The following is a 23,492-nucleotide window of genomic DNA, read 5'->3' on the forward strand; positions in this document are numbered from 1 at the left end:
CGGGGTGTGTGGACGCCCACACACCCCGCCTCGAAGGGTCGGTCAGTACCAGCCCACGTCCTGGGAGTGCGCCCATGCCTTGCAGGGCGAACCGTAGCGGCCCTCGATGTAGCCGAGACCCCACTTGATCTGGGTCGCCGGGTTGGTCTGCCAGTCGTCGGCGACGGAGCCCATCTTGCTGCCCGGCAGCGCCTGCGGGATGCCGTACGCCCCGGACGAGGGGTTGCGGGCCTTGTGGTTCCAGCCGCTCTCCTTGTCCCAGAGCTTGTTCAGGCAGGGGAACTGGTCCATCCCGAAGCCCGCCTTCACCATGAGCGCGCAGCCGACCTCGCGGTTGCCGCTGAACTCGGCGCAGGACGCCGGGATCGGCCCCTCGTACGGCTTGCTCTCGGCGGCCTTCTCGGCCGCGGCCTTGGCGGCGGCCTCGCGGGCCTTCTTCCGCGACGCGGCGGCGGCCTCGGCCTCGCGGGCCCGCTTGGCGGCCTCCTTGGCCGCCGCGGCGGCGCGCAGCTTCGCCTGGTACTCGGCGGCTCGCTGCTTCGCGGACTGCACCTGCTGGGCGGCCTGCCGCTCATGCTGGTACTCGAACTCGGCCTGCTCGACAGCGGCGCCGACCTGTGCGGTCAGGCCCTGCTGCTGGGTCTGTCGGTCTTCACCCAGGTAGACACCGCCGGCGACGCCCACGGAGAGCAGCGCGACAGCGGCCGTACGGGCGCCGAACCGGCTCCACAGCCGACTCACGAAGTGGTCCCTTCGTCGGGTGCAAGGACACGGCGCGGGGTGGCACCCCGGGTGGGATGCGTCTCGCGTCGCGAGCGCCCCGACCCGGTGCCGGTCGCAGCCGACGTACCCCGGTGGAGGCTGGCGCGTCCTGTGACGAACGATCACCAACGATCTTCTCGGTACGTGGGCGCTCGTGGGACACCATCGCGCACGGTGGGACTGATGGGAAACCAAGAGCCTCGATTGTGACTTGCACCACAAAGAGAATGCGGACAAACCCCTACATAACGACCGTCATTGCGGGATGTCCTCCAGGAGATCGGTCACCATCGCAGCGATCGGCGAGCGCTCCGAACGACTGAGGGTGACGTGGGCGAAGAGCGGATGGCCCTTGAGCGCCTCGATCACCGCGGTCACTCCGTCGTGCCGCCCGACGCGGAGATTGTCCCGCTGGGCGACGTCGTGGGTGAGCACCACCCGGGAGCCCTGGCCGATCCGGGAGAGCACCGTCAGCAGCACGCCACGCTCCAGCGACTGCGCCTCGTCCACGATCACGAAGGCGTCGTGCAGGCTGCGGCCCCGGATGTGCGTCAGCGGCAGCACCTCCAGCAGCCCCCGCGAGGTGACCTCCTCCAGCACGTTCTCGTGCACCACCGCGCCGAGGGTGTCGAAGACGGCCTGCGCCCAGGGCGACATCTTCTCCGACTCCGAGCCGGGGAGATAGCCCAACTCCTGGCCGCCGACGGCGTAGAGCGGGCGGAAGACGACCACCTTCTTGTGCCGGCGGCGCTCCATCACCGCCTCCAGCCCGGCGCAGAGGGCCAGCGCCGACTTGCCGGTGCCGGCCCGCCCGCCCAGCGAGACGATGCCCACCGACTCGTCCAGCAGCAGGTCGAGCGCGATTCGCTGCTCCGCCGACCGGCCGTGCAGCCCGAACGCCTCCCGGTCGCCGCGCACCAGCCGTACGGTCTTGTCGGGCAGCACCCGGCCGAGCGCCGAGCCCCGACCCGAGTGCAGCACCAGGCCGGTGTGGCAGGGCAGCCCGGCGGCGGCGTCCAGGTCGAGCGCGTCGCCGGCGTAGAGCCGGCCGATCTGCTCCTCGGCGAGTTCCAGCTCGGCCATCCCGGTCCAGGTGGGGTCGCTGGCCTGGCCGTGCCGGTACTCGTCCGCCCGCAGGCCCACCGAGGCGGCCTTGACCCGCAGCGGCATGTCCTTGCTGACCAGGGTCACCTCCCGCCCCTCGGCGGCGAGGTTCAACGCGACGGAGAGGATCCGGGCGTCGTTGGAGTCGGTGCGGAACCCCGGCGGCAGCACGCCGCCGTCGGAGTGGTTGAGCTCCACCCGCAGCGTGCCGCCGGAGTCGTTGGCGGGCACCGGGATGTCCAGCCGCCCGTGCCGGACCCGCAGCTCGTCCAGCATGCGCAGGGACTGCCGGGCGAACCAGCCCAGCTCCGGATGGTGTCGCTTGCCCTCCAGTTCGGAGATGACCACGAGGGGCAGGACCACCTCGTGCTCGGCGAAGCGGTGGAAGGCCGCCGGGTCGGACAGGAGCACCGAGGTGTCCAGGACGAACGCCTGGCCTGCTGGTCGGGGCTCCTCGCTGCCGACCGGAGCGGCGGACGCGCCGCGGCGGCTCCGGGTGGCGCGGCGGGTCGTGGCAGTCGCGGCCGGGGTCTGGTCGGTCCCGGCGGGCGTACGGCGAGTCGTCACAGGCCTGCTCCGACGGATGGGCACCCGCCACCCGTGTTCCGCCTCCTCCGGTGCCCGGGGACACGGGGTCGGATGCGGAACCCCGTGCGCGAGGTCGCAGATCCGGGCGGACCGGCTGGCCCGGGAGAACCCCGTGCCATGCCTAGACGCTAGCCGCGTCGGACGCCGTGGGCTAGAGGGCGGACGTGGATCTCCGGGGACCGGCGGGTGAACTCAACCGGCGGCGGAACCGGCCGGGATGCATGCCCCCTGCGCGCACCCCGGCCGGCGGGACCACCGTCACCGGTCTGACGTGGTCCCGACGGTGCGTGTCCGCCGCGGACGACGCACCGCGCCTGGTTCCGGTCGACGGGGCCTCGGGCTCCCCGTCGACCGGGGCTCAACCGGTCCGCCGGACCAGCGTGCCGGTCGGCTGCCGCCCGGCGACCGGGGCGACCGGCGCCGAGAACGACGAGCCGGTGTACGTGGTGCCGGGCCGGACCACCGTGCCGGTGACCCGGGTGGTGGTGGCGGGCGCCGGGCCGGCCAGGGCGGACGCGATGGCGGCCTGTGCGTCGCGGCGACGCCGGTTCCAGGCCCCCCGGTCGCCGTCGAAGTAGCCCTGGCGGTAGCCGAACCGGTAGCCGATCCGGTAACTGAGCTGACCGTGCAGCCGCCCGGCCGCGTAGCTCGTGGCGCCGAGGACGAGCACGAGGAAGACGGCGAGGAAGGGGCTCATCCGGCGGCTCCGGTGCGCCGCGGGTCCCGGGTCATCGCTCCTCCGGCTCGGTCGGGGCGGGCTCGGCCACCAGGAGCCGGTCCAGGTCGTCGGTGCTGACCTCCTCGACCAGCTCCACGCTGATCCGGCAGCCGTCGAGCACGACCTCGGCCACCGAGGAGCGGCGGATCTCCCCGCCGGCGTCGTACACCCGGACGCTGACCTCGGGGCAGCCGAGGTGGGTACGCCAGGCGTCCCACTCGGTGCGGTCGCCGACGCTGAGTGACAGGTAACGGCAGCCCCGGGCGAGGTAGAGCCGCCATGGCGCGCTCAGGCCCGCGGCCACCCCCTCCGCGATCAGGCCGAAGGCCTGGGCACGGGTGGCTAGCTCGGTCACCACACCCCCCTCGCGCCGGGGGCGTGACGCATGTGAGCACTGATCGTCTCATGCACGTGACACACCGTAGATTGTCCCATGGACGTGACAGTATCAGCTTTTCGTCTGTTTACCGCGACCTCTAAGGGCATCTATTCTGCCCAGGTGACACCCCTCAGGAGCGGTGCCGGATCGTTTACCGGCACTTCGACGACCGCGTCACGTCCGCGTGACAACAGCGTGCCAGGACACGCACCGGTGGCCGGATGGTCGTACCGTCACCAGGTGACCGAGACGGCCAACGCACGGAAGATCGCCTTCGCCACCTTCGTCCGGCGGGCGCTCGACGAGGCCCGGGCCACCCGGGCGTGGAGCGGCACCGAGGTGTCCCGTCGCACCGGCGTCTCCCGGCAGACCATCAACCGCTGGGTCCGGGGCGACTGGGCGAGCGACCCCGAGGCCGAGCGCGTGGTCGCGTTCTGCGAGGGCCTCGGCCTCAGCCCCGCGACCGCCTTCGCCGCGCTCGGCTGGGAACGGGCGACCACCCCGCGCAGCACCCCGACCCCGCCGCCGATGGACCCGGACGTGGAGGCGCTGCTGCGTCGGCTCGTGGACCCCGACGTCTCCGACGCGGAGAAGTTCCACATCCGGGAAACCATCAGATATCTCGCGTACCGCCCCACCCTTCCGGTCGACGTCCGAAAACGAGGGAAACAGGCCGGCTAGTTCCTCAGATGGCGAAAGAACGGCAGGTCAGACTCATTCGTTTCGCTCCGGGGCCGGAACGGGCGCGCTAGCGTCCGTACTCGTACTGCTTGGGCTCGTCGTCGGCGGGGGGACGGGACAAGGCCGAACCCAGCCCTGCGGGACAGAAGGAGGGGTCTGTCCATGACCCTGAAGTGGATGGCAGTCGTGATCGCCACCGTGTCGCTGACACTGGGCGTGACCGGAAACGTGGTGACCCTGGCGGTCAACGGCGGGCAGCTTCCCCTGCTCGTCAACCTCCTCGCGCTCACCTCCGCCGGCACCGCGGTCGTCCTGGCCGTGGTCGCCGAGCTGCACGACCGGCTCGACAACCGGGTCAGCGCCCTGACCGACTTCCTCGTCGGCCGGCTGGCGGAGATCGAGGAACGCACCGGCGACCGCAACAGCGGATTCGTCGAGGGTTACCTGCTCAGCCACGGCCAGGAGGCCGCCGTCGTGCCGTTCGGCCGGCGGGGACGGGGAGCCGCCGAACGCTGACCTTCGGCCCGTCGCACACCGACCGCGCGCCCCCAGGTGCCGGCCGGGGCCACCTCTCGGCCGGGGATTGAGCCGCCCCGCCCGGGGTACGCTGACGCGCGTGCCGCCGTTGAATCTGGGCAACCAGCAGCCGAGGATCCCGTTGGACGCCGACCAGGCCTGGCGGACGACCGCCGGGAGGTCGGCCGGGACCGTCCTCTTCTTCGACTTCGACGGCACCCTGGCGCCGGTCGGCGACGATCCCACCGCCGTCCGGCCCGCCCCGAAGGTGCTGGCCGCGATCGAGGCGCTCGCCCCGGTCGTCCGGCGGATCGCGATCGTCTCCGCGCGCCCGGTCGACTTCCTCCGCGACCATTTCGGCGGCCTCGCCGGCGTCGACCTGTACGGCCTCTACGGGCTGGAGCACAGCCACTCCGGCGGCGAGACCGTGACGGAGCCGGCGGCCCTGCCGTGGGTGCCGACCATGGCCGAGCTGGCCGAGCTGGCCCGGGCCGAGCTGGCCGAGGGCGCGCTGGTGGAGTACAAGCGGCTCTCCGTGGCGCTGCACTGGCGCACCGCGCCGCAGCTCGGCGCGGCCGTCGAGCGGTGGGGCCGCGCCCAGGCCGAGCGGCTCGGGCTCAAGGTCCAGGCCGGGCGGATGGTGCTGGAGCTCAAGCCCCCGGTCGACCGCGACAAGGGCATGGTGATCGACGAGATCGTCCGGGACGCCGAGGGCGCCTGGTACTTCGGCGACGACGTCTCCGACATCAAGGCGTTCGCCGCGCTGCGGGCCCGGGCCACCGCCGATCCGCACTTCTTCGGCGTCTGCGTCGCCGTCGCCAACCCCGAGACGGGCCACGAGGTCGCGGAGGCCGCCGACCTGACGCTGGACTCCCCCGCCGCCCTCGGCGCCTTCCTCACCGACGCCACCCGCCATCTCACCTGACGCGCTCCCACCCGGGCCGGGGCCGGTTCCACCCGACCGGGTCAGGCGCCCGCAGGCCGGGTCAGGGGCCGCAGGCCGGGTCAGGCGCCGTAGCGGCGTTGGCGGTTGGCGTAGGAGCGCAGGGCACGCAGGAAGTCGATGTGCCGGAAGTCCGGCCAGTTGAGTTCGCAGAAGTAGAACTCCGAGTGCGCCGACTGCCACAGCATGAAGCCGGAGAGGCGCTGCTCGCCGCTGGTCCGGATGACCAGGTCGGGGTCGGGCTGGCCCCGGGTGTAGAGGTGCTCGGCGATATGCTCGACGTCCAGCACCTCGGCCAGCTCCTCCAGCGTGCCGCCGGAGGCGGCGTACTCCAGCAGCAGCGACCGCACCGCGTCGGTGATCTCCCGCCGGCCGCCGTAGCCGACCGCGATGTTGACCTCGGCTCCGCCGCTGCGGTCCCGGGTGCGTTCCTCGGCGGCCTTCAGCGCGGCGGCGGTCGAGGCCGGGAGCAGGTCGAGCGCGCCGACCATCCGCAGCCGCCAGGGATTGCCCTCCTCGGCCAGCTCGACCACCAGGTCCTCGATGATCTGGAGCAGCGGGTCGAGTTCCTTGGCCGGCCGCCGCAGATTGTCGGTGGCCAGGAGGTAGAGCGTGACGTGCCCGACGCCGGCCTGGTCGCACCAGCCCAGCATGTGCTTGATCTTGGCGGCGCCGACCCGGTGCCCGTCGTTCGGGTCGACGTAGCCCATCTCCCTGGCCCACCTGCGGTTGCCGTCGCACATCACGCCGACGTGCCGGGGCACCGGCTTGCCCGCGAGCTTCGCCGTGAGGCGACGCTCGTACACCGAGTAGATCAGGTCCCGCAGAGTCATCACCTTGCAGCGTAGCGACCTTCGCGGCGGTTCACCGCCTCGGAGTCCGCTCCCACGCCGACAGACCGATGCCGATCATGCCCAACGTGCGGGCGTCGAGCCGCCCGTCGCCCAGCCCCAGCTCGACCACCGTCCGGTAGACCCGGTCGTCCCGACGGGCCGCCCGGACCGCCGCGTCGACCACCTGCCGGTGCCGGGCCAACCACGCCGCGAGCGAACTGTGCCGCAGGTGGGCGCCGAGGCGGCGGCGCAGCGTCGCCGCGTACCGCCGGGCGGCCTGCTCGGGCGAGCCGGCGGCCGCCGCGCCGGCGAGCGCGCCGGAGAGCAGCGCGTAGAAGATACCCTCGCCGGTGAACGGGTTGATCAGGGAGAGCGCGTCGCCGGCGAGCACCAGCCGGCCGCGCCCGGGGGCGGGACGGTGCGTCGACAGCGGCAGGTGGTGGGCCCGCAGGTCGGTGACCGTGGCCGGGTCCGTGCCGGGCAGCAGCGCGCCCAGGCGGTCGACCAGGTGCGCCCGGGTCAGCGGCTCGCCCCGCAGCACCTCCCCGTACCCGACGTTCGCCCGGCCGTCCCCGATCGGGAACGACCAGGCGTACGCCGGCCAGCGCGGCGCCGAGGTGACGATGAGCTGCTCGGGCGGGCCGGGCAGCGCCGGGGCGTACCCCCGGATGGCGAGCGCCAGGTGCCGGTCGGGGTTCGGCCGGTGCCCGAGCGCCCGCCGGACCACGGACCCGGCGCCGTCCGCGCCGACCACCGCCCGCGCCGCCAACCCACCGTCGAGCACCACCCGGTCCGCCCGGACCTCGACGTGCCGCACCGCGTGCCGGCTCAGCTGCGCGCCGGCCGCGACCGCCGCCGCCACCAGCCGGGCGTCGAAGACCCTCCGGGGCACGGTGTACGCCGGCCGGGGCAGCGCCCGGGCCACGGCGCCGCCGCCCGGCCCGACCAGCCGCAGCGCCGGCAGTGGCGCGTACCCCGCCACCGCGTCGGGCACCCCCAGCTCGTCCAGCACGTCCAGCGCGTGCGCGGCGATGCCGTCCCCGCACGCCTTGTCCCTCGGGAAGTCGGACCGGTCCAGCAGCAGCACGCTCGCCCCCGCCCGCCGGGCGGCCAGCGCGGCGGCCGACCCGGCCGGACCGGCACCCACTACCACCACGTCGAACTCGTCGCCCACGGACTCGTCGCCCACCGCGTCGCCTCCCACCGTCGGTCCGGCTCCTCCGGTCATCCTGCCGCCGGAGACGCGAGCCGCCCCGAAACCCGCCCGGCACGTCGGCCAGGTCGTCCCGGTGCCGCCGGTACCGCTGGCGCCGCCGGCGCCGATCCGCATCCGCGTCGGCCGCGTGGGCCCGTGGGATGTCGCCGCGGGTCGCCGGGCAGGAACCGGTCGCCCGGTCCCGGTCGCGGGGCCGAGTGCTCGGTCCCGCCGGACAGCGCCCATGAGGATCCCGCTGATGTTCACGTAGCCGGCGATCGCTCCCGGAGTCCCGCCGGTTCCGCCGCCCTCGCCGACGGGCCGACCCCCGGACGGAGCGGCCCGCGGACACCGATGTGCAGGCGCTGTCGAGCTGCCCGCACGGATGGGGCAGGGAGTTCCCGGGTCCGTGGCCGCTGACGGTCTCATGGACGGGGCAGCTCGACAGCGCGCACGGGGACCGCCTCTGGCTGGTCGCCTCTCCCTTCGCGCGGCGGGTCATACCCCCGGCGTGCGGAGGTGACCCGTGACGTCCCTCTCCGGGCTCCCTGCGCCGGCTCCCCTATCCGGGCTCCCTGTGCCGGCTCCCTGTGCCGGCTCTTCATGCCGGCCGAGCGGCGCGTTCGGCGCGGGTGGCGCGCCAGAGGCCGTAGAGCGTCAGCACGGCGGCGGCCACCAGCGGGCCGCCGTCGCGGACCAGCCCGTCCGGGCCGAGCAGCCACCAGCACAACGGCAGGTCGACGGCGAGCACGACCGCGGTGACGGCCACCAGCAGCGTGCGCGCCCAGCCCTTGCCGCGCATCAGGAAGGCGGTGCAGAAGAGCACCGCGTAGCTGGTCACGATCCCGGCGACGAACCAGGCCAGCACGGCCGGCACGGCGGCCAGCCGGTCGTCCAGCACCGCGCCGCCGGCGACCAGCGCCGGCACCAGCATGAGCGGGCTGTAGGTGAATGCCGCGACCCGGCTGGTGAGCAGCCAACCGCTGACCTCCGGCCGGCGGGGTGGGGTCTCCCGCCAGGAGATGCCCTCGCGGTCGATGACCAGCCGGGGCCGGTGGCGGACCAGGTGCCCGGCCACCGCGGGTGAGCGGTGGAGCAGCCAGACCACGGCGGCGCAGAGCACGGTGAGCAGGGCGAAGCCGAGCAGCCCCGGCAGCGGCGGCACCCCCTGCCGGGGCACGATCAGCCGGCCGACCGCGAAGACCGTGGTCACCGCCAGGATCAGCCCGAACGGCCGGGCCACCGTCCGGCCCCGACGGACGTGCCCGATCAGCAGCAGGAAGCCGAGCGACCGGAGCATCGCCCAGCCCGTCCGCACCGCCAGCCCGAAGCCCTGCTCCGGGGCGTACCACCAGTTGAGCAGCTCGACCACGACGGTGGCCGCCGCGGTCAGTGCGAGCAGCATGGTCAGCGCCCGGACGGCGGACGGCCGCCGGACCTCGGTCGCGGCGGCCGTCCTCATGGGATCCGATGATGCCCGGTCGGGGCCTCGGTCACACCTGTCCTCAGCGCTGCGGCGCCGCGTCGAGCCGGGCGCGCAGCGCGTCCAGCTCGGCCCAGAGCACGCCCGGCAGCTTGTCGCCGAACTTCTCGAACCACTCGGTGACCATCGGGAGCTCCTTGCGCCACTCCTCCGGGTCGACCTTCAGCGCGATCCGGACGTCCTCCGGGGTCATGTCCAGGCCCTCGACGTCGAGCGCGTCCTGGGCCGGGACCATGCCGATCGGGGTCTCCACCGCCTCGGCGCGCCCCTCGATCCGCTCGATGACCCACTTGAGCACCCTGGAGTTCTCGCCGAAGCCCGGCCAGAGGAAGTTGCCCTCCGGGTCCTTGCGGAACCAGTTGACGTAGTAGATCTTCGGCAGCTTGGACTCGTCGCCGTCGGTGCCCTTGCCCATCTCGATCCAGTGCCGGAAGTAGTCGCCGGCGTGGTAGCCGATGAACGGGAGCATCGCCATCGGGTCACGCCGGACGACGCCGACCGCGCCGGACGCGGCGGCGGTGGTCTCCGAGGAGAGCGTCGCGCCCATGTAGACGCCGTGCACCCAGTCGCGGGCCTCGGTCACCAGCGGGATGGTGTCCCGGCGACGACCGCCGAAGAGGATCGCGTCGATCGGCACGCCGTTCGGGTCGTAGTAGTCCTCGGCGAGGATCGGGCACTGGGTGATCGGGGTGCAGAACCGGCTGTTCGCGTGCGAGGAGAGGCTGTCGCTCTGCGGCGTCCAGTCGTTGCCCTTCCAGTCGACCAGGTGCGCCGGCGGCTCGCCCATGCCCTCCCACCAGATGTCCCCGTCGTCGGTCAGGGCGACGTTGGTGAAGATGGAGTTGCCGCGGTCCAGCGTCCGCATCGCGTTGGCGTTGGTCTTCCAGTCGGTGCCGGGCGCGACGCCGAAGAGGCCGTACTCCGGGTTGACCGCGTAGAGGCGGCCGTCCGGGCCGAAGCGCATCCAGGCGATGTCGTCGCCGATGGTCTCGACCTTCCAGCCCGGGACGGTCGGCTCCAGCATGGCCAGGTTGGTCTTGCCGCAGGCCGACGGGAAGGCCCCGGCGACGTGGTAGATCTTCCCCTCCGGGGAGGTGATCTTGAGGATGAGCATGTGCTCGGCGAGCCAGCCCTCGTCGCGACCCATCACGCTGGCGATCCGCAGCGAGTAGCACTTCTTGCCGAGCAGCGAGTTGCCGCCGTAGCCGGAGCCGAAGGACCAGATCTCCCGGGTCTCCGGGAAGTGCGAGATGTACTTCGTCTCGTTGCACGGCCACGCCACGTCCTGCTGGCCGGGGGCGAGCGGGGCGCCGATGGAGTGCAGCGCGTGGACGAAGTCGGCGTCGTCGCCCATGGCCTCCAGGACCTTGGCACCCATCCGGGTCATGATGCGCATGGAGGCGACCACGTACGGGCTGTCGGTGATCTCGACGCCGAACATGGGGCTCTCGGCCTCGACCGGGCCCATGCAGAACGGAATGACGTACATGGTGCGCCCGCGCATGCAACCGCGGTAGAGCTCCGTCATCGTCCGCTTCATCTCGGCCGGCGCCATCCAGTTGTTGGTGGGGCCGGCGTCCGCCTCGTCGACGGAGCAGATGAAGGTGCGCTCCTCGACCCGGGCGACGTCCGTCGGGTCGGTCCGCGCGTAGAACGAGTTGGGCTTCTTCTCGGGGTTGAGCCGGATCAGGGTGCCGGCCTCGACCAGCTCGTCGGTGAGGCGACGCCACTCCTCGTCGGACCCGTCCACCCAGACGACGCGGTCGGGGGTGGTCAGTTCAGCGACCTCACGGACCCAGGCGAGCAGTTTGGGGTGGGACGTCGGGGCCTGATCGATACCCCGAACGGTAGCCGGAGCAACCATGACACATCTCCTTGTGGTCGACGCTGACCGATCTATGGGATGCACGAGTCTTGACGGCGCGATGCGTCGCCTTCGTGGAAACCTGGGATTGGCCTCAGCGTAAACCGGGCGAGGTCACCAGTCAGTGGGACTGGTTGTGAAGAACTGCACAAGGTGCGGGCACGCTGCGGCATCACGAGCTAATACCCGCTTTCACGCGCAGTTTCACGCAAATCCTGTGGGGAAACCTCACGGGCCGGGCCGGCCGCGTCCCGGCGGCGGAACCCGCGATCCGCCCCGGAGGCCGCCCGATCTCGTTACGCTCTGTCCACAGGCGCACACCCGCACAGGCGGTCCGCCGTTGCTACCCGTGCGGGATGTCCCGAGCCGGTAGGCTCGCGTCGTGGCCGCGACGATGACCGGGGAGCCAGGCTCCCGGCAGACCCGCCCGGGTCTGGTCCGCTCGCTGGTGGACCGTTTCGGCCACCTGGTCCGCGAGCTGAGCAAGTTCGCCACCGTGGGCGGGATCGCCTTCCTGATCGACTTCGCGCTCTTCAACTACCTGACGAGCGTGCGGGGCGTCGAGCAGGTCACCGCGAAGACCATCTCGACGGTCGTCGCGGCGTCCGTCGCGTTCGTCGGCAACCGGTTCTGGACGTGGCGGCACCGCAAGCGCTCCAACCCGGCCCGTGAGTACGCGCTGTTCTTCTTCTTCAACGGCGTCGGCCTGGGAATCGCCGTGGCCTGCCTGGCGGTCAGCCGCTACGGCCTGGGCAGCATCTGGCCGGAGGTGTTCCAGACCCCGCTGGCCGACAACATCGCCAGCTTCATCGTCGGGACCGGCCTCGGGACGCTGTTCCGGTTCTGGTCCTACCGACGGTTCGTCTTCGTCGAAGCGGGAACCCCGACCGTTCCGGAAGAGAAGCACGACCGAGACCACCGGGCGTGACCTACCGCCCACCCCGTCCCGGCCGGAGCCTGCCGGCCCCGCCCACTGCCCTAAGGTGTTCCGCATGCGTCTTGTCCGTCTGCTGCCTGAGCGCTGGCAGAAGTTCATCCACGAGGCGCTCAAGTTCGGAATCGTCGGCGGCGTCAACACCGTAATCAATTACGCCGTGTTCAATGCGCTCGCACTGACCGTTTTCGTCGACGGTCAACTGAAGGCGACGGTCATCGCGACCGTGGTGGCGACGATCACGTCTTATCTGATGAATCGTCACTGGACGTACCGCGATCGGCCGAAATCAGCCATGCGGCGCGAGTACGCCCTCTTCTTCCTCTTCAACGGCGCCGGCCTGCTCATCGAGCTGGGCGTCCTGGCCGCCGCCAAGTACGGGTTGGGCCTGACCAGCCTGCTGGCCCTCAACGTGGCCAAGACCGGTGGCGTGCTGCTCGCGACGCTGTTCCGGTTCTGGTCCTACCGGACGTTCGTCTTCCAACCGGCGCCGGCCCACGCGGCCGAGACGTGGCACAGCATCCCGCGCGACGAGTGGGACACGATGGCCGAGATGGACCCGGTGGCCGAGCTGGCGGAGTCGATCTCCGAGCTGGAGGAGTCCGAACCACCGCCGGGCTCCGCGCGGCCCGCCCCGCGTGTCGCGCCCGGCGCCCACCCCGCGCCGGCGGCGGGCCCGGGGGCCCCGGTCCAGGGGCGCCCCGCCCCGCTCGACGCCGGCCTCGGCGGCTCCCTCGACCGGGAACTGGAGGCGGAACTGGCCGCCGAGCTCCAGGCCAGCACCCGCCGCCCGCCACGCCGCTGACCCACGCACCACCACGGCCCCGACCGGCCTGACCGCCCGATCCGGGCCAGGCCGGTCGGGGCCCTGGCGTCTCAGGCGGTGGGGTCGCGCAGCGGCTTTCCCTCGTGCAGGTCCGCCAGGATGTCGCGCATCTCGGTGTCACCGAGGGAGTGCTTGTCGTGGTGGGCCTCCACCAGCTCGTAGAGCTTGGTCTGGACCTGGCCGACCCTCGGCACGTCGTGCAGGACGGACTGGCCGCGCTCGCCCGCGGACTCGATGGTCAGGGTCCCGCAGCCGAACAGGCGCTCCACGAACTGCTGGTTCATCGCGTGGTCGTTGATCCGGGTCAGCGGGATGTCCCGCCGGTCGCGGGAGAGCACCCCCTGCTGGAGCAGCACCCGCTCGTTGGTGAAGAGGTAGTGGGTGGTCCGCCAGACCAGGAACGGCCAGAGCGCCAGCCACAGCACCGCCAGCAGGGCCAGGCCGCCGATGACGGCGAGCGCGATCGAGCCGCCCCCGCCGGAGGGCAGCAGGACCATGCCGGCCACCACCGCCGCGACGGCGAGCACGAGCACCGCGACCGGCCGGATCAGCGCCTTCCAGTGCGGGTGCAGGTGCAGTACGACGTGCTCGTCCTCGGTGAGCACGTCATCGGGGAACGCCACGGGAACCTCCTCGCAGAAACGGACGCGCTGACCGTAACCGCTCCCCTCACCCGCAGGGATCAGCCGCGCGGCGGGAGTCGGCGTTCAGCGGAGGTGCAGGACGTCGCCGGCCGCGAGGGCGCGGGTGGCGGTGGGGGTGGCCACCAGGAGCTGGCCGTCGGCGTCCACGCCGGTCGCGGTGCCGGTCACCTCCTCGCCGCCGGGCAGCAGCACGCGTACCTGCCGGTCGATCGTCGCGCAGGTCGCCAGGTAGGCGTCGCGCAGGCCGCTGGCGACCGCGTCCCCGCCGGCCGCGCGCCACTCGCCGTACCAGTCGGCGACCCCGCGCAGCAGCGCCCGCAGCAGCGGGTCCCGGTCGGTGGCCGCCGCGCCGGCCAGTTGCAGGGAGGTCGCCGGCAGCCCCGTCGGGTTCTCCGGCAACTCGTCGGCGCGGAGCGTGACGTTGAGGCCGATGCCGAGCACGATCGCGGGCGGCCGGGCCGGCGAGGACCCCGGCACCGCCTCGGCGAGGATGCCGGCGCACTTCGCGTCGCCGAGGAGCAGGTCGTTCGGCCACTTCAGTCCCGCGTCCAGCTCGGCCAGCCGGGTCACCGCCTCGACCAGGGCGACGCCGGCGAGCAGCGGCAGCCAGCCGTACCCCGTCTGGGGTACGGGCGGCCAGCCACGGTCGGCGACGGCCTCCCCCGGGCGGAGCAGCACGCTGGTGGCGATGCCGGCCCGGGCCGGCGACTGCCAGACCCGACCGCGCCGACCGCGCCCGGCGGTCTGCCGCTCCGCGACCACCACCAGGCCCTCCGGCTCGCCGGCCCGGGCCGCCTCGGCGACGTCCGCGTTGGTCGAGCCGGTCTCGGCGCGCAGCTCCAGCCGGGCCCAGGGCCCGTGCGGGGCGACCAGCGCCCGCCGCAGCCGCGCCGCCGACAGCGGCGGGCGGTCCAGATCGGTGTACGGCGAGCCCGGCATCCCGTCAGCCTACGGCCGCCCCCGTCCGGCCGACCGGGGGCGTCGCGGGTCGGGCTGAGGCGAACTGCACAGCGGCGGCGGCCTGAACCATCGTTATATTCCCAGGGTGACTACCGAGACCGGGATCAACATCCACAGCACCGCGGGCAAGCTGGCCGACCTGGAGCGTCGGGTCGACGAGGCGGTGCACGCCGGGTCGGCGCGCGCGGTCGAGAAGCAGCACGCGAGGGGCAAGAAGACCGCCCGCGAGCGGATCGAGATGCTGCTCGACGAGGGTTCCTTCGTCGAGCTGGACGAGCTGGCCCGGCACCGGTCCACCAACTTCGGCCTGGCGAGGACCCGCCCGTACGGCGACGGCGTCATCACCGGCTACGGCACCATCGACGGCCGGCAGGTCTGCGTCTTCGCCCAGGACTTCACCGTCTTCGGTGGCTCCCTCGGCGAGGTCTTCGGCGAGAAGATCGTCAAGGTGATGGACCTGGCCATGAAGATCGGCTGCCCGGTCGTCGGCATCAACGACTCCGGGGGCGCGCGCATCCAGGAGGGCGTCGCCTCGCTCGGCCTCTACGGCGAGATCTTCTTCCGCAACGTACGGGCCAGCGGCGTCATCCCGCAGATCTCCCTGATCATGGGCCCGTGCGCCGGCGGGGCGGTCTACTCCCCGGCGGTCACCGACTTCACCGTGATGGTCGACCAGACCTCGCACATGTTCATCACCGGCCCGGACGTCATCAAGACGGTCACCGGCGAGGACGTGGGGATGGAGGAGCTGGGCGGCGCCCGTACGCACAACTCGCGCAGCGGCAACGCGCACTACCTCGCCACGGACGAGCAGGACGCGATCGACTACGTCAAGGCGCTGCTGTCGTACCTGCCGTCGAACAACCTGGACGAGCCGGTGGTCTTCGACGCCCCCGCCGACCTCGACATCTCCGCTGAGGACCGGGAGCTGGACACGCTGATCCCCGACTCGGCGAACCAGCCGTACGACATGCACCGGGTGATCGAGCACGTCCTCGACGACGGCGAGTTCCTGGAGGTCCAGCCGCTCTACGCGCAGAACATCGTCGTCGGCTACGGCCGGGTCGAGGGCCGGCCGGTCGGCGTCGTCGCCAACCAGCCGATGCACTTCGCCGGCACCCTGGACATCGCCGCCTCGGAGAAGGCCGCCCGGTTCGTGCGCACCTGCGACGCGTTCAACATCCCGGTGCTGACCTTCGTGGACGTCCCCGGCTTCCTGCCCGGCACCGGCCAGGAGTGGGACGGCATCATCCGCCGGGGGGCGAAGCTCATCTACGCCTACGCCGAGGCCACCGTCCCCAAGGTCACCGTCATCACCCGCAAGGCGTACGGCGGGGCGTACGACGTGATGGGCTCCAAGCACCTCGGCGCGGACCTGAACTTCGCCTGGCCGACCGCGCAGATCGCGGTGATGGGCGCGCAGGGCGCGGTGAACATCCTCTACCGCTCGGAGCTGGCCACCGCCGAGGACCCGGCAGCCGTGCGGGCCGAGAAGATCGCCGAGTACGAGGACACCCTCGCCAACCCGTACATCGCGGCCGAGCGCGGCTACGTGGACAGCGTCATCCCGCCGCACGAGACGCGTGCCCAGATCGTCCGCGCGCTGCGGGTGCTCCGCACCAAGCGCGAGACCCTGCCGCCGAAGAAGCACGGCAACATCCCGCTCTGACCGTCGGGGCCGGGGTGGGCATCCACCCACCCCCGGGCGGGTCAGCAGGACGGGTTGGCGGCGGCGCACATGCGCCGCGCGGCCAGCCCGGCGAGGCGGACCAGCTCGGCCTCGGTGGTCGGCTCCAGGATCAGCACGCTCACCAGGTCGCCGACCCGCACCACCACGGTCGCGTCCGGCACGGACGGCTGCCCGGGCGCCTGCCCGTCGACCGGGGCGAGGGTCGCCGAGACGGAGTGGCGCAGCAGGAGCGACTCGTCCCCGGCGAAGTCGCGCCGGGGCGCCTCCCAGCGGTGCACGTCCTCGACGGTGACGGACTCGCCGCCCCACTCGATCGACCGCACCTCCCGCCACTCCCGGCAGACGGCGAGCTGCCCACGCAGCCCCTCGAAGAACCGCGCGGCCCCGTCGCCTCGCAACCGGTGCAGATCCTGGACGACCAGGACGTCGCCGAGCCGCCCCCCGCCGCCGCCGAGGGTCGGTCGCAGCACCGTCTGGGACCGGCTCACCCAGGTCTCCTGCGCCGACGCACCGCTCTTGCGCTTGGCCGCGCACCGGCGCAGGCCCACGCCCACGTCGACGGTCCCGCCCAGCCCGGCCTCGCTGAGTTGGAGGCCCGTCCGCGCCGACAGGTCGTCCCGTTGCAGCAGGGCCGCCGGGGGAATCTCGACCCGGGTCGCCGGCACGGCCGCCTGCGGCGGGGACGCCGAAGAGAGCTCCCGCCGCCCGGACCAGTTTCCGACCGCCACGGCGGAGGTGGAGGCGACGGCGAGCACCGCGACCGCCGCCGCCAGCGCCGTACGCCTGCTGCGTCTGCGGGCCCGGGCGCGGATCTCCGCCGGCTCCGGCCAGCGGACGTCGCGCAGGTCCCGGTGCACCTGCTCGACGAAGGTCATCTCGTCACGCATCGGCGGCCTCCTCCAGGTCAGAGACGGCGAGCAGCCCGGCGAGCGCGGCGCGCCCCCGGGAGAGTCGGGCCTTGACCGTGCCCACCGGGGCGGCCGTCTGCCGGGCCACCTCGGCGACCGGCATGCCGACCAGGTAGTAGAGGGCGATGGCGGTGCGCTGCTCCTCGGGCAGCCGGCGCAGGGCGGTGACCACCTCGACCGTGGCGGTGTCCGGGCCGGGCACGCTCTCGTTGGCGCCGTGCCGCAGGTAGGCGCGGGCCCGGCTGCGCAGGCTGCGCCACCGGCTGACCGCGATCCGGCTGGCCACCACCCGCACCCACGCCTCCGGCTCCTCGTACGCGCTCACCGTCGACCAGCGCTGCCAGGCCCGGATGTACGCCTCCTGCACGGCGTCCTGCGCCTCGGCGAGGTCGCCGGTGAGCGCGTAGACGAAGCCGAGCAGCCGTTGCCGGCTGCCCCGGTAGAACTCGTCGAACCCGTCGACGTCCGGCACCTGCTACCTCCCCGTGACGGTCGCAGGGGACACGCGCCCGGCGGTGCCGCCGGTTGCCCGGTCAGCCGATCATTTTCGCCAGCTCGGTCACGTCGAACCCGCCGGCCGGGATCCGCCCGCGCAGCGCCCGGCGTACCGCGAGCTGGACGGCGGCGTTCGCCGGGGTGGGTACGCCGTGCAGCCGGCCGAGCAGCACGATCTCGCCGTTGAGGTGGTCGGTCTCGGCCGAGCCCGCGCCCCGGGCCAGGCTCTGCCAGGTGGAGCCGCCGGCCCGCTCCTCGCCGTCGACCGGCCGGTGGTCGACGAGGTCACCCCGTTCGGCCTTCTCCTCCTCGGGCGTGGTGTGCGCGATGCCGGCCGCGGCGAGCACGGCGACCCCCTCGGCCCGGATCCGCTGCCGCAGGTCGTCGGGGACGTCCCGGCCGAGCAGCGCCTGGAGGCCGTTGCCGAGGTTGGCCAGCAGCTTGCCGTACTTCCAGCGCGGCACGTCGGCGCGCACCGGGGCGACGAAGCCCGCGGCGGTCAGGTCGGCGGCGACGGCGTCGTCGGTGGCGTCCGATCCGGACGGGTGACGGCCCAGGTGCAGCATGCCGGGGTGCGGGTGGCCGTTGGCCACCACCACGCCCGGCTCCAGGTGGGTGGCGGGCAGCCAGACGCAGACGCCGTGCACGTCGGCGAAGAGGCGCAGGGCGGCACGCTCGTTGGCCACCCCGTTCTGCGCGGTGAACAGCGGCAGGCGCTCGGCCGCCGTACCGCCGCCGGCCACCGGCGCGTCCGCCCACGCCGCCAGCGCCGCTTCGGTGTCCTGCGACTTGACGGCGAGCACCAGGGCGGTGTCGTCGGGCAGCGGACGGTCGCCCGGCCCGTCGGTGGCCGGCCCGCGCCAGGTCGTCTCGCCGTCGGGCTGCCGCAGCCTCAGCCCCCGCCGCCGGATCGCGTCCAGGTGCGCGCCGCGGGCCACCAGGGTCACGTCGTGGCCGGCCCGCCCCAGCCGTACGCCGATGGTGCCGCCGACCGCGCCCGCCCCGATGATCACGTATCGCACGGGCCCATTCTGCCCGGTCAGGGCGTCAGGCCGGCCTCGGTGAGGATCGGGCCGGCGAGCAGCAGCGCGCCGGCGACGAGGGCGACGAGGTTGACCAGGGCGAAGACGGTGACCCAGAAGAACGCGGGCAGCGGGGTGAGGCCGGCGAGCTGGTCGGCGTCGGAGGCGGGCATCCGCCCCCGGGCGCGCAGCCGTTGCAGCTCCACCACCGGCCGCACCCCGCCGAGCAGCAGGAACCACACCCCGGCGTACGCGAACGCCGCCTGCACCTGGGGCTCGGCGTACCAGGAGACGGCGAGCACCACCCCGCCGGTGACCAGCAGCGACACCACACCGAAGACGTTGCGGATCATGACCAGCATGGCCAGCAGCAGCACCACGGCGACCCAGAGCAGCAGGGTGATCCGGTTGCCGCCGAGCAGCCACGCGCCGGCCAGCCCGACCAGCGGCGGGGCGACGTAGCCGGCGAGCAGGGTGAGGATCATCCCCGGGCCGGTGGGCCGGCCGGCGGAGAGGGTGAGCCCGGAGGTGTCCGAGTGCAGCCGGATGCCGTGCAGGCGGCGGCCGGTGAGCAGGGCGACCAGCGCGTGCCCACCCTCGTGGGCGATGGTGATGGCGTTGCGCGCGATCCGCCAGGGCAGCCGGGTGCTGACCACCACCAGCGCGACGGCGGCGGTCAGCAGCACCAGCAGGGGCGGGGGGTCCGGCTGCGCCGCGAACAGCTTGTCCCAGAGACCGCCGAGCCCGTCGATCGACACCATGGGGCGCGAGCCTACCGGCCCCGACCTGTGTCGCTGCGTCCTCGTCGGTCCGTATCGTGGAAGGCTGATCCGGTGGCAACAGGAGCGGGAGGTGGACGCCGGTGACTGCGGCACCCCTGGAACCCCACGTCGGCCTGTGGACCGAGGCCGAGTACCTCGCCATGGGCGAGACGCCGAACCGGATCGAGTTGCTCGACGGGAGCCTGATCGTGAGCCCTGCCCCGAGCAAGCGGCACCAGCGGGTGTCGCGACTGCTGGCCAACAGCCTGGACGACGCCGCGGCGGCCCTCGCGGTCTTCGAGGCGGTGAACGTCCGGCTCGGTGTCGACCGCATCGTCATCCCCGACGTGGTGGTGGCCGACACCGACGACGAGGGCACCGTCGTCGAGGCGGGCGAGGTCGTCCTCGTCTGCGAGATCGTCTCACCGGGAAACGCGGCCGCCGACCGGTTGGTCAAGATGCAGCTCTACGCGATCGCGGGGATCCCGTGGTACCTGCTGGTCGAGCAGGACGGGGCCGGTCACTCGCTGCGACTGCACCGGCTGGACGGCGCGCACTACGTCGAGGACCAGGTCGCGAAGCCGGGCGAGGAGCTCAGCCTGGCCGAGCCGATCCGGTGGCGCGTCGACCCGGCCGCGCTGCGCTGAACCGACGCGACACACCCGGCACGGTGGTCGGCTTCCACCGTCCATGAAGATTTCCTTGGCCCCCTTGCCAATCGGGGCACTTACCTCCAAAGATGAACGTCTATTAATTCCGGCGTCCTTGGAGGCATCCATGACCCGTACCGGAACATCCCTGCGGCGGCTGCTGGCCGCCACCCTCGCGACCCTGGCCACCGCGGCGGCGGGGCTCGTCGCGACCGCGGCCCCGGCGTCTGCCGCCACCACCCCCGGCATCGACGTGTCCCACTACCAGGGCGCCATCAACTGGACCAGCGTCCGCAACGCGGGCATCCAGTTCGCCTTCATCAAGGCGACCGAGGGCACCAGCTACAAGGACCCGAGGTTCAACACGAACTACGTGGCCGCCTACAACGCCGGCGTCATCCGGGGGGCGTACCACTTCGCCCGGCCCAACATCTCCTCCGGGGCAATCCAGGCGAACTACCTGGCGTCCAACGGCGGCGCCTGGTCCGCCGACAGCCGGACCCTCCCGGCCGCGCTGGACCTCGAAGCCAACCCGTACGCCGGGGGCTACTGCTACGGCCTGAGCACGACCGGCATGCGGAACTGGGTCCAGGACTTCCTCAACACCTACCGCTCCCGCACCGGCCGCTACGCGGTCATCTACACCACCACGAGCTGGTGGAACCAGTGCACCGGCAGCTGGACCGCCCCCTGGGCGAACCACCCGCTCTGGGTCGCCCGCTGGTCGAGCACGGTCGGCACGCTGCCGGCCGGGGCGCCGTTCTGGAGCTTCTGGCAGTACACCGACCGGGGCAGCGTCGCGGGGATCAGCGGCGGAGTCGACCGCAACTACTGGAACGGTGACCGGACGCGGCTGATCGCGCTGGCCAACAACACCTGAGCCTGAGTCGCCTGGGGAGGCAGTTGGCGGCAGCGGGATCGGTTGTCACCGTACGGTCGACAACTGGTCCGGCTGCCGCCACGCCGCGTCTCGCGGGCGTCAGGCCCGCCGTCGGGCCGCCACGGGGGCGGTCACCGCGTCCTCGCGGGCGAGCGCGCCCCGCCGGACGAACCGCCGGGCACCCACCCCGGCGAGGGTGACGGTGACGACGCTGAGCAGTGCGAACAGCACCGGCAGGCCGGCGCTGACGAGCAGCAGGACGATGTCGCCGAGGGCCACGAGCATCCACAGTGCCACTCGGGGCCGGGCGTCCCTCCGTCGGTAACCCATGTCGTACCCTCCCTTCCGTCGTGAAGGTCAGATACCCCGTACGGCGGAAGGTCATGCGAGTCGATCTCGCAACGGGCGCGAATCCCGCCGGTCAGTCCTGGCGGTCGGGCACGAAGCCCTTGGCGATCCGGTCGAAGTTGGCCAGGTTGGCCTGCCAGTCCTTCGCGGCGACCTCCCAGCGCAGGGCGTAGCCACGATTCTTGGCCGTCACGAAGCCCCGGTTGCGGACGTGGATCCGGGTGCCGTCGCGGGTCTCCAGCCACTCCCAGTCCGCGCAGGTCTTGAAGTAGTCGCAGCGCTCGATGCTCAGGTACTGGTAGTTGTTCACGTAGTCCTTGCGGGCCGGTTCGGCCCGCTTCCAGTCGGCGTACGCGTCCGACTTCGGGCTGGGGGTCCACTGCACCAGCAGCTCGCCCACGCCGCCCGGCTCGTCGAAGACGACGGTGTTCTGCCCAACGTCGCGGCGCACCCAGTTCGCCGGCAGCGGCAGCGCGAAGCCGGCCGGGTCCTTGTGCAGCTTCCAGCCCGCCGGCAGCGCGTCCGGCGTCGGGGACGGGGTGGCCGAGGGCGTCGGGCTCGGCGCGGCGCTCGTGGGCGGAGCCGGCGCGGAGGACTGCGGCTGCCCCTGCGTGGTCGCGGCGCCGGTCGGGTCGGCCTGCGGGGTGCCGCCGCCGTCCCCGCCGTCGCCACTGGTCAGCATCGGCACGATCACCACGAGGCCGAGCAGCAGCAGCGCGACCAGCACGCCGATCAGGATGTTGCGGCGGGTGTTGTCGGGCTTCGTACCCTCGGACGGGACGACCGTCGCCCGGCCGGACGGCGGGCTCACCGGCGCGGGCATCACCGAGGTGGGATTCGCCGGGCGCCGGGGCGCGGGCTGCACCGGCTCGGCCTTCGTGTCGTCGAGCGCCGGCTTCGGCGGGTCGACCTTCGCCGTCGGGGCCGTGTCCGAGGTGGACGCTCCGACCTTCGCGGTCGGCGCGAGGTCCGAGGAGACCGTCGCGGTCGCGTCCTCGGCGGCCGTCGCCGCACCGGCCCCGGCCGCCGCCTGCGGCGCGCGGGGCGCCGGCGGGCTGACCGGCTTGTCGGACGCGCCCTCGGCCGGTCGCGGCGCCGGCACCAACGGCGGGCGCGGCTCCCGCGGACCGTTCGGCCCCGGCCGACGTACGCCGTCGAGCAGCGGGATGGTGCGCGTGCGCTTGCCACCCGCGCGGCGCAGCAACTTCTCCGCCACCTCGGCGGTGATCCGCTCCTTGGGGTCCTTGCGCAGCAGGCCGTTGAGCACCGGCTTGAGCGGCCCGGCGTTCTTCGGCGGCGGCATCGGCTCGGTGGCGAGCGCCGCCAGGGTGGCGATCGCCGACGGCCGCGCGTACGGCGACTTGCCCTCGACCGCCGCGTAGAGGGTTGCGCCCAGCGACCAGAGGTCGGCCTCCGGCCCGGCGGTGCCCTCGCGGGCCCGCTCCGGCGAGATGTACGCGGGCGAGCCGAGCACCATGCCGGTGCGGGTCACGTTCGGGTCGCCGGGGATCGTGGCGAGGCCGAAATCGGTCAGCACCACCCGGCCGTCGTCGCCGAGCAGCACGTTGCCCGGCTTGACGTCGCGGTGCATCACGCCGGCCTTGTGCGCCGACTTCAGCGCGGCCAGCACGCCCAGGCCGATCTCCACGGCGCGCGCGGGCGTCACCGGGCCATCCTCGGCGAGGGTGTCCTGCAACGACTTCGACGGCACGTACTCCATGACGATCCACGGGTCGCCGTCGGTGCGCAGCACGTCGAAGATGCGGACCACGTTGATGTGGTTGAGCCGGGCGATGGCCCGGGCCTCACGCAGCGAGCGTTCCCGCATCTCGCGGCGCTCCTCGTCGGTGAGGCTGGGCGGCGGAACGAGTTCCTTGATCGCCACGTCCCGGTGCAGCACCTCGTCGCGCGCCTTCCACACCCGACCCATGCCGCCCTGACCGAGCGGCGAAAGGAGCCGGTATCGGTCAGCGACGAGTTGGGGCAGCGCGTTCGACATCGCCCAGACGGTACCCGGAGCCGACGACGCTCACACCGCCGGCACGCCACTGTGCGGTTAAGGTCAACCTCTCCGACGCGTACGCTGGCGCCATGTCTGCCGAAGAGCCGCTGTTCCGGGTCGTCCGCGGGGTCCCCACCGCCGAGGAACTGGCCGCGCTGGTGGGCGCGATCGTCGTACGGTCCCGCCCGGCCGCCGCGACTCCTCCGGTCGCCGCGTCCGCCTGGGCGCGCTCCGGCCGGCCCGTCGGAGCGGCGACCGCCGGCCCCGGCGCCTGGCGGGCGTCCGGCCTGCCCCGCTGACCATTTC

General features: G+C 73.0%; 25 protein-coding genes. 9 read left to right on the forward strand and 16 right to left on the reverse strand.

Annotation, left to right across the window (positions count from 1 at the left end; all coding sequences use genetic code 11):
• Window positions 1-42: 42 nt before the first annotated feature.
• The 4 genes from AB0G13_RS13475 to AB0G13_RS13490 all read right to left on the reverse strand — a co-directional run bounded on the left by AB0G13_RS13475 (window position 43) and on the right by AB0G13_RS13490 (window position 3,527).
• Window positions 43-741: a lytic transglycosylase domain-containing protein gene (locus tag AB0G13_RS13475; RefSeq protein WP_357873257.1), complete on the reverse strand. Its 699-nt coding sequence runs from the start codon at window positions 739-741 to the stop codon at window positions 43-45.
• A 276-nt stretch (window positions 742-1,017) separates the two neighbouring features.
• Window positions 1,018-2,433 (reverse strand): PhoH family protein, encoded by a 1,416-nt coding sequence (locus AB0G13_RS13480; RefSeq protein ID WP_357873259.1) that lies wholly within the window; start codon window positions 2,431-2,433, stop codon window positions 1,018-1,020.
• Between the two features lie 379 nt (window positions 2,434-2,812).
• Window positions 2,813-3,151, reverse strand: coding sequence for a hypothetical protein (locus tag AB0G13_RS13485; RefSeq protein ID WP_357873262.1), 339 nt, complete (start codon window positions 3,149-3,151; stop codon window positions 2,813-2,815).
• A 31-nt stretch (window positions 3,152-3,182) separates the two neighbouring features.
• On the reverse strand, window positions 3,183-3,527 hold the full coding sequence (locus tag AB0G13_RS13490; RefSeq protein ID WP_357873265.1) for a hypothetical protein: 345 nt from the start codon (window positions 3,525-3,527) through the stop codon (window positions 3,183-3,185).
• A 264-nt stretch (window positions 3,528-3,791) separates the two neighbouring features.
• Here AB0G13_RS13490 and AB0G13_RS13495 point away from each other — a divergent pair, with 264 nt between their 5' ends.
• The 3 genes from AB0G13_RS13495 (at window position 3,792) to otsB (ending at window position 5,673) form a co-directional block, all read left to right on the forward strand.
• Window positions 3,792-4,232, forward strand: a complete 441-nt coding sequence (locus AB0G13_RS13495) for a helix-turn-helix transcriptional regulator (RefSeq protein WP_357873268.1) — start codon at window positions 3,792-3,794, stop codon at window positions 4,230-4,232.
• 162 nt (window positions 4,233-4,394) lie between these two features.
• Complete coding sequence (locus AB0G13_RS13500) at window positions 4,395-4,748, forward strand: hypothetical protein (protein WP_357873271.1); 354 nt, start codon at window positions 4,395-4,397, stop codon at window positions 4,746-4,748.
• A 100-nt stretch (window positions 4,749-4,848) separates the two neighbouring features.
• Window positions 4,849-5,673: a trehalose-phosphatase gene (otsB, locus tag AB0G13_RS13505; RefSeq protein ID WP_357873274.1), complete on the forward strand. Its 825-nt coding sequence runs from the start codon at window positions 4,849-4,851 to the stop codon at window positions 5,671-5,673.
• A gap of 80 nt (window positions 5,674-5,753) precedes the next feature.
• Here otsB and AB0G13_RS13510 read toward each other — a convergent pair whose 3' ends face one another.
• From AB0G13_RS13510 to AB0G13_RS13525, 4 genes are all read right to left on the reverse strand, one after another.
• Window positions 5,754-6,524, reverse strand: coding sequence for an isoprenyl transferase (locus AB0G13_RS13510; RefSeq protein ID WP_357873276.1), 771 nt, complete (start codon window positions 6,522-6,524; stop codon window positions 5,754-5,756).
• 31 nt (window positions 6,525-6,555) lie between these two features.
• Entirely contained in the window at window positions 6,556-7,728 is a 1,173-nt protein-coding gene (locus AB0G13_RS13515; RefSeq protein ID WP_357873278.1) for a geranylgeranyl reductase family protein, read from the reverse strand.
• Between the two features lie 592 nt (window positions 7,729-8,320).
• The gene (locus tag AB0G13_RS13520) at window positions 8,321-9,181 is read right to left on the reverse strand and encodes a hypothetical protein (RefSeq protein WP_357873281.1); all 861 of its coding nucleotides are present in this window, start codon (window positions 9,179-9,181) and stop codon (window positions 8,321-8,323) included.
• A 43-nt stretch (window positions 9,182-9,224) separates the two neighbouring features.
• Window positions 9,225-11,066, reverse strand: coding sequence for a phosphoenolpyruvate carboxykinase (GTP) (locus AB0G13_RS13525; protein ID WP_357873283.1), 1,842 nt, complete (start codon window positions 11,064-11,066; stop codon window positions 9,225-9,227).
• A 382-nt stretch (window positions 11,067-11,448) separates the two neighbouring features.
• On the opposite strand from AB0G13_RS13525, the gene AB0G13_RS13530 reads away from it, so the two are divergent.
• On the forward strand, window positions 11,449-11,994 hold the full coding sequence (locus tag AB0G13_RS13530; protein WP_357873286.1) for a GtrA family protein: 546 nt from the start codon (window positions 11,449-11,451) through the stop codon (window positions 11,992-11,994).
• 64 nt (window positions 11,995-12,058) lie between these two features.
• Window positions 12,059-12,805 carry a GtrA family protein gene (locus tag AB0G13_RS13535; protein ID WP_357873287.1) on the forward strand — a complete coding sequence of 249 codons (747 nt, stop codon included), beginning with the start codon at window positions 12,059-12,061 and terminating at the stop codon, window positions 12,803-12,805.
• A 71-nt stretch (window positions 12,806-12,876) separates the two neighbouring features.
• On the opposite strand, the gene AB0G13_RS13540 is transcribed toward AB0G13_RS13535, so the two are convergent.
• Both AB0G13_RS13540 and AB0G13_RS13545 read right to left on the reverse strand, forming a co-directional pair.
• Complete coding sequence (locus tag AB0G13_RS13540) at window positions 12,877-13,449, reverse strand: PH domain-containing protein (protein ID WP_357873290.1); 573 nt, start codon at window positions 13,447-13,449, stop codon at window positions 12,877-12,879.
• Window positions 13,450-13,533: 84 nt separating this feature from the next.
• Window positions 13,534-14,409 (reverse strand): biotin--[acetyl-CoA-carboxylase] ligase, encoded by an 876-nt coding sequence (locus AB0G13_RS13545; protein WP_357873293.1) that lies wholly within the window; start codon window positions 14,407-14,409, stop codon window positions 13,534-13,536.
• 106 nt (window positions 14,410-14,515) lie between these two features.
• On the opposite strand from AB0G13_RS13545, the gene AB0G13_RS13550 reads away from it, so the two are divergent.
• Entirely contained in the window at window positions 14,516-16,099 is a 1,584-nt protein-coding gene (locus AB0G13_RS13550; protein WP_357873296.1) for an acyl-CoA carboxylase subunit beta, read from the forward strand.
• Between the two features lie 41 nt (window positions 16,100-16,140).
• On the opposite strand, the gene AB0G13_RS13555 is transcribed toward AB0G13_RS13550, so the two are convergent.
• From AB0G13_RS13555 to AB0G13_RS13570, 4 genes are all read right to left on the reverse strand, one after another.
• Window positions 16,141-17,007, reverse strand: coding sequence for a hypothetical protein (locus AB0G13_RS13555; protein ID WP_357873298.1), 867 nt, complete (start codon window positions 17,005-17,007; stop codon window positions 16,141-16,143).
• The gene (locus tag AB0G13_RS13560; RefSeq protein ID WP_357873301.1) at window positions 17,000-17,500 is read right to left on the reverse strand and encodes a SigE family RNA polymerase sigma factor; all 501 of its coding nucleotides are present in this window, start codon (window positions 17,498-17,500) and stop codon (window positions 17,000-17,002) included. Before AB0G13_RS13560 ends, AB0G13_RS13555 begins: the two co-directional genes overlap by 8 nt.
• Before the next feature lie 61 nt (window positions 17,501-17,561).
• On the reverse strand, window positions 17,562-18,545 hold the full coding sequence (locus AB0G13_RS13565; protein ID WP_357873303.1) for a 2-dehydropantoate 2-reductase N-terminal domain-containing protein: 984 nt from the start codon (window positions 18,543-18,545) through the stop codon (window positions 17,562-17,564).
• 17 nt (window positions 18,546-18,562) lie between these two features.
• Window positions 18,563-19,306: a M50 family metallopeptidase gene (locus AB0G13_RS13570; protein WP_357873306.1), complete on the reverse strand. Its 744-nt coding sequence runs from the start codon at window positions 19,304-19,306 to the stop codon at window positions 18,563-18,565.
• A gap of 101 nt (window positions 19,307-19,407) precedes the next feature.
• Between AB0G13_RS13570 and AB0G13_RS13575 the strand changes: the two genes are divergently transcribed.
• Window positions 19,408-19,953 carry a Uma2 family endonuclease gene (locus AB0G13_RS13575; RefSeq protein ID WP_357873309.1) on the forward strand — a complete coding sequence of 182 codons (546 nt, stop codon included), beginning with the start codon at window positions 19,408-19,410 and terminating at the stop codon, window positions 19,951-19,953.
• Between the two features lie 130 nt (window positions 19,954-20,083).
• A complete protein-coding gene (locus AB0G13_RS13580) occupies window positions 20,084-20,836 on the forward strand; it encodes a GH25 family lysozyme (protein ID WP_357873311.1) in 753 nt (250 codons plus the stop codon).
• 99 nt (window positions 20,837-20,935) lie between these two features.
• Here the strand turns inward: AB0G13_RS13580 and AB0G13_RS13585 are convergent, their stop codons facing one another.
• Both AB0G13_RS13585 and AB0G13_RS13590 read right to left on the reverse strand, forming a co-directional pair.
• On the reverse strand, window positions 20,936-21,166 hold the full coding sequence (locus AB0G13_RS13585; protein ID WP_357873314.1) for a hypothetical protein: 231 nt from the start codon (window positions 21,164-21,166) through the stop codon (window positions 20,936-20,938).
• A gap of 91 nt (window positions 21,167-21,257) precedes the next feature.
• Window positions 21,258-23,183: a protein kinase gene (locus tag AB0G13_RS13590; protein WP_357873317.1), complete on the reverse strand. Its 1,926-nt coding sequence runs from the start codon at window positions 23,181-23,183 to the stop codon at window positions 21,258-21,260.
• 92 nt (window positions 23,184-23,275) lie between these two features.
• Between AB0G13_RS13590 and AB0G13_RS13595 the strand changes: the two genes are divergently transcribed.
• On the forward strand, window positions 23,276-23,485 hold the full coding sequence (locus AB0G13_RS13595; RefSeq protein ID WP_357873320.1) for an acyl-CoA carboxylase subunit epsilon: 210 nt from the start codon (window positions 23,276-23,278) through the stop codon (window positions 23,483-23,485).
• Window positions 23,486-23,492 lie beyond the last annotated feature (7 nt).

The organism is Micromonospora sp. NPDC023633 (assembly GCF_040640035.1).
Taxonomy (GTDB): domain Bacteria; phylum Actinomycetota; class Actinomycetes; order Mycobacteriales; family Micromonosporaceae; genus Micromonospora.

What these genes read in the sequence shown, in the direction of transcription:
- AB0G13_RS13485 (WP_357873262.1), bottom strand. Translation starts at nt 3,151, where the DNA reads ATGAGCCCCTTCCTCGCCGTCTTCCTCGTGCTCGTCCTCGGCGCCACG.
- AB0G13_RS13500 (WP_357873271.1), top strand. Translation starts at nt 4,395, where the DNA reads ATGACCCTGAAGTGGATGGCAGTCGTGATCGCCACCGTGTCGCTGACA.
- AB0G13_RS13510 (WP_357873276.1), bottom strand. Translation starts at nt 6,524, where the DNA reads ATGACTCTGCGGGACCTGATCTACTCGGTGTACGAGCGTCGCCTCACG.
- AB0G13_RS13520 (WP_357873281.1), bottom strand. Translation starts at nt 9,181, where the DNA reads ATGAGGACGGCCGCCGCGACCGAGGTCCGGCGGCCGTCCGCCGTCCGG.
- AB0G13_RS13525 (WP_357873283.1), bottom strand. Translation starts at nt 11,066, where the DNA reads ATGGTTGCTCCGGCTACCGTTCGGGGTATCGATCAGGCCCCGACGTCC.
- AB0G13_RS13535 (WP_357873287.1), top strand. Translation starts at nt 12,059, where the DNA reads ATGCGTCTTGTCCGTCTGCTGCCTGAGCGCTGGCAGAAGTTCATCCAC.
- AB0G13_RS13545 (WP_357873293.1), bottom strand. Translation starts at nt 14,409, where the DNA reads ATGCCGGGCTCGCCGTACACCGATCTGGACCGCCCGCCGCTGTCGGCG.
- AB0G13_RS13555 (WP_357873298.1), bottom strand. Translation starts at nt 17,007, where the DNA reads ATGCGTGACGAGATGACCTTCGTCGAGCAGGTGCACCGGGACCTGCGC.
- AB0G13_RS13570 (WP_357873306.1), bottom strand. Translation starts at nt 19,306, where the DNA reads ATGGTGTCGATCGACGGGCTCGGCGGTCTCTGGGACAAGCTGTTCGCG.
- AB0G13_RS13580 (WP_357873311.1), top strand. Translation starts at nt 20,084, where the DNA reads ATGACCCGTACCGGAACATCCCTGCGGCGGCTGCTGGCCGCCACCCTC.
- AB0G13_RS13585 (WP_357873314.1), bottom strand. Translation starts at nt 21,166, where the DNA reads ATGGGTTACCGACGGAGGGACGCCCGGCCCCGAGTGGCACTGTGGATG.
- AB0G13_RS13590 (WP_357873317.1), bottom strand. Translation starts at nt 23,183, where the DNA reads ATGTCGAACGCGCTGCCCCAACTCGTCGCTGACCGATACCGGCTCCTT.
- AB0G13_RS13595 (WP_357873320.1), top strand. Translation starts at nt 23,276, where the DNA reads ATGTCTGCCGAAGAGCCGCTGTTCCGGGTCGTCCGCGGGGTCCCCACC.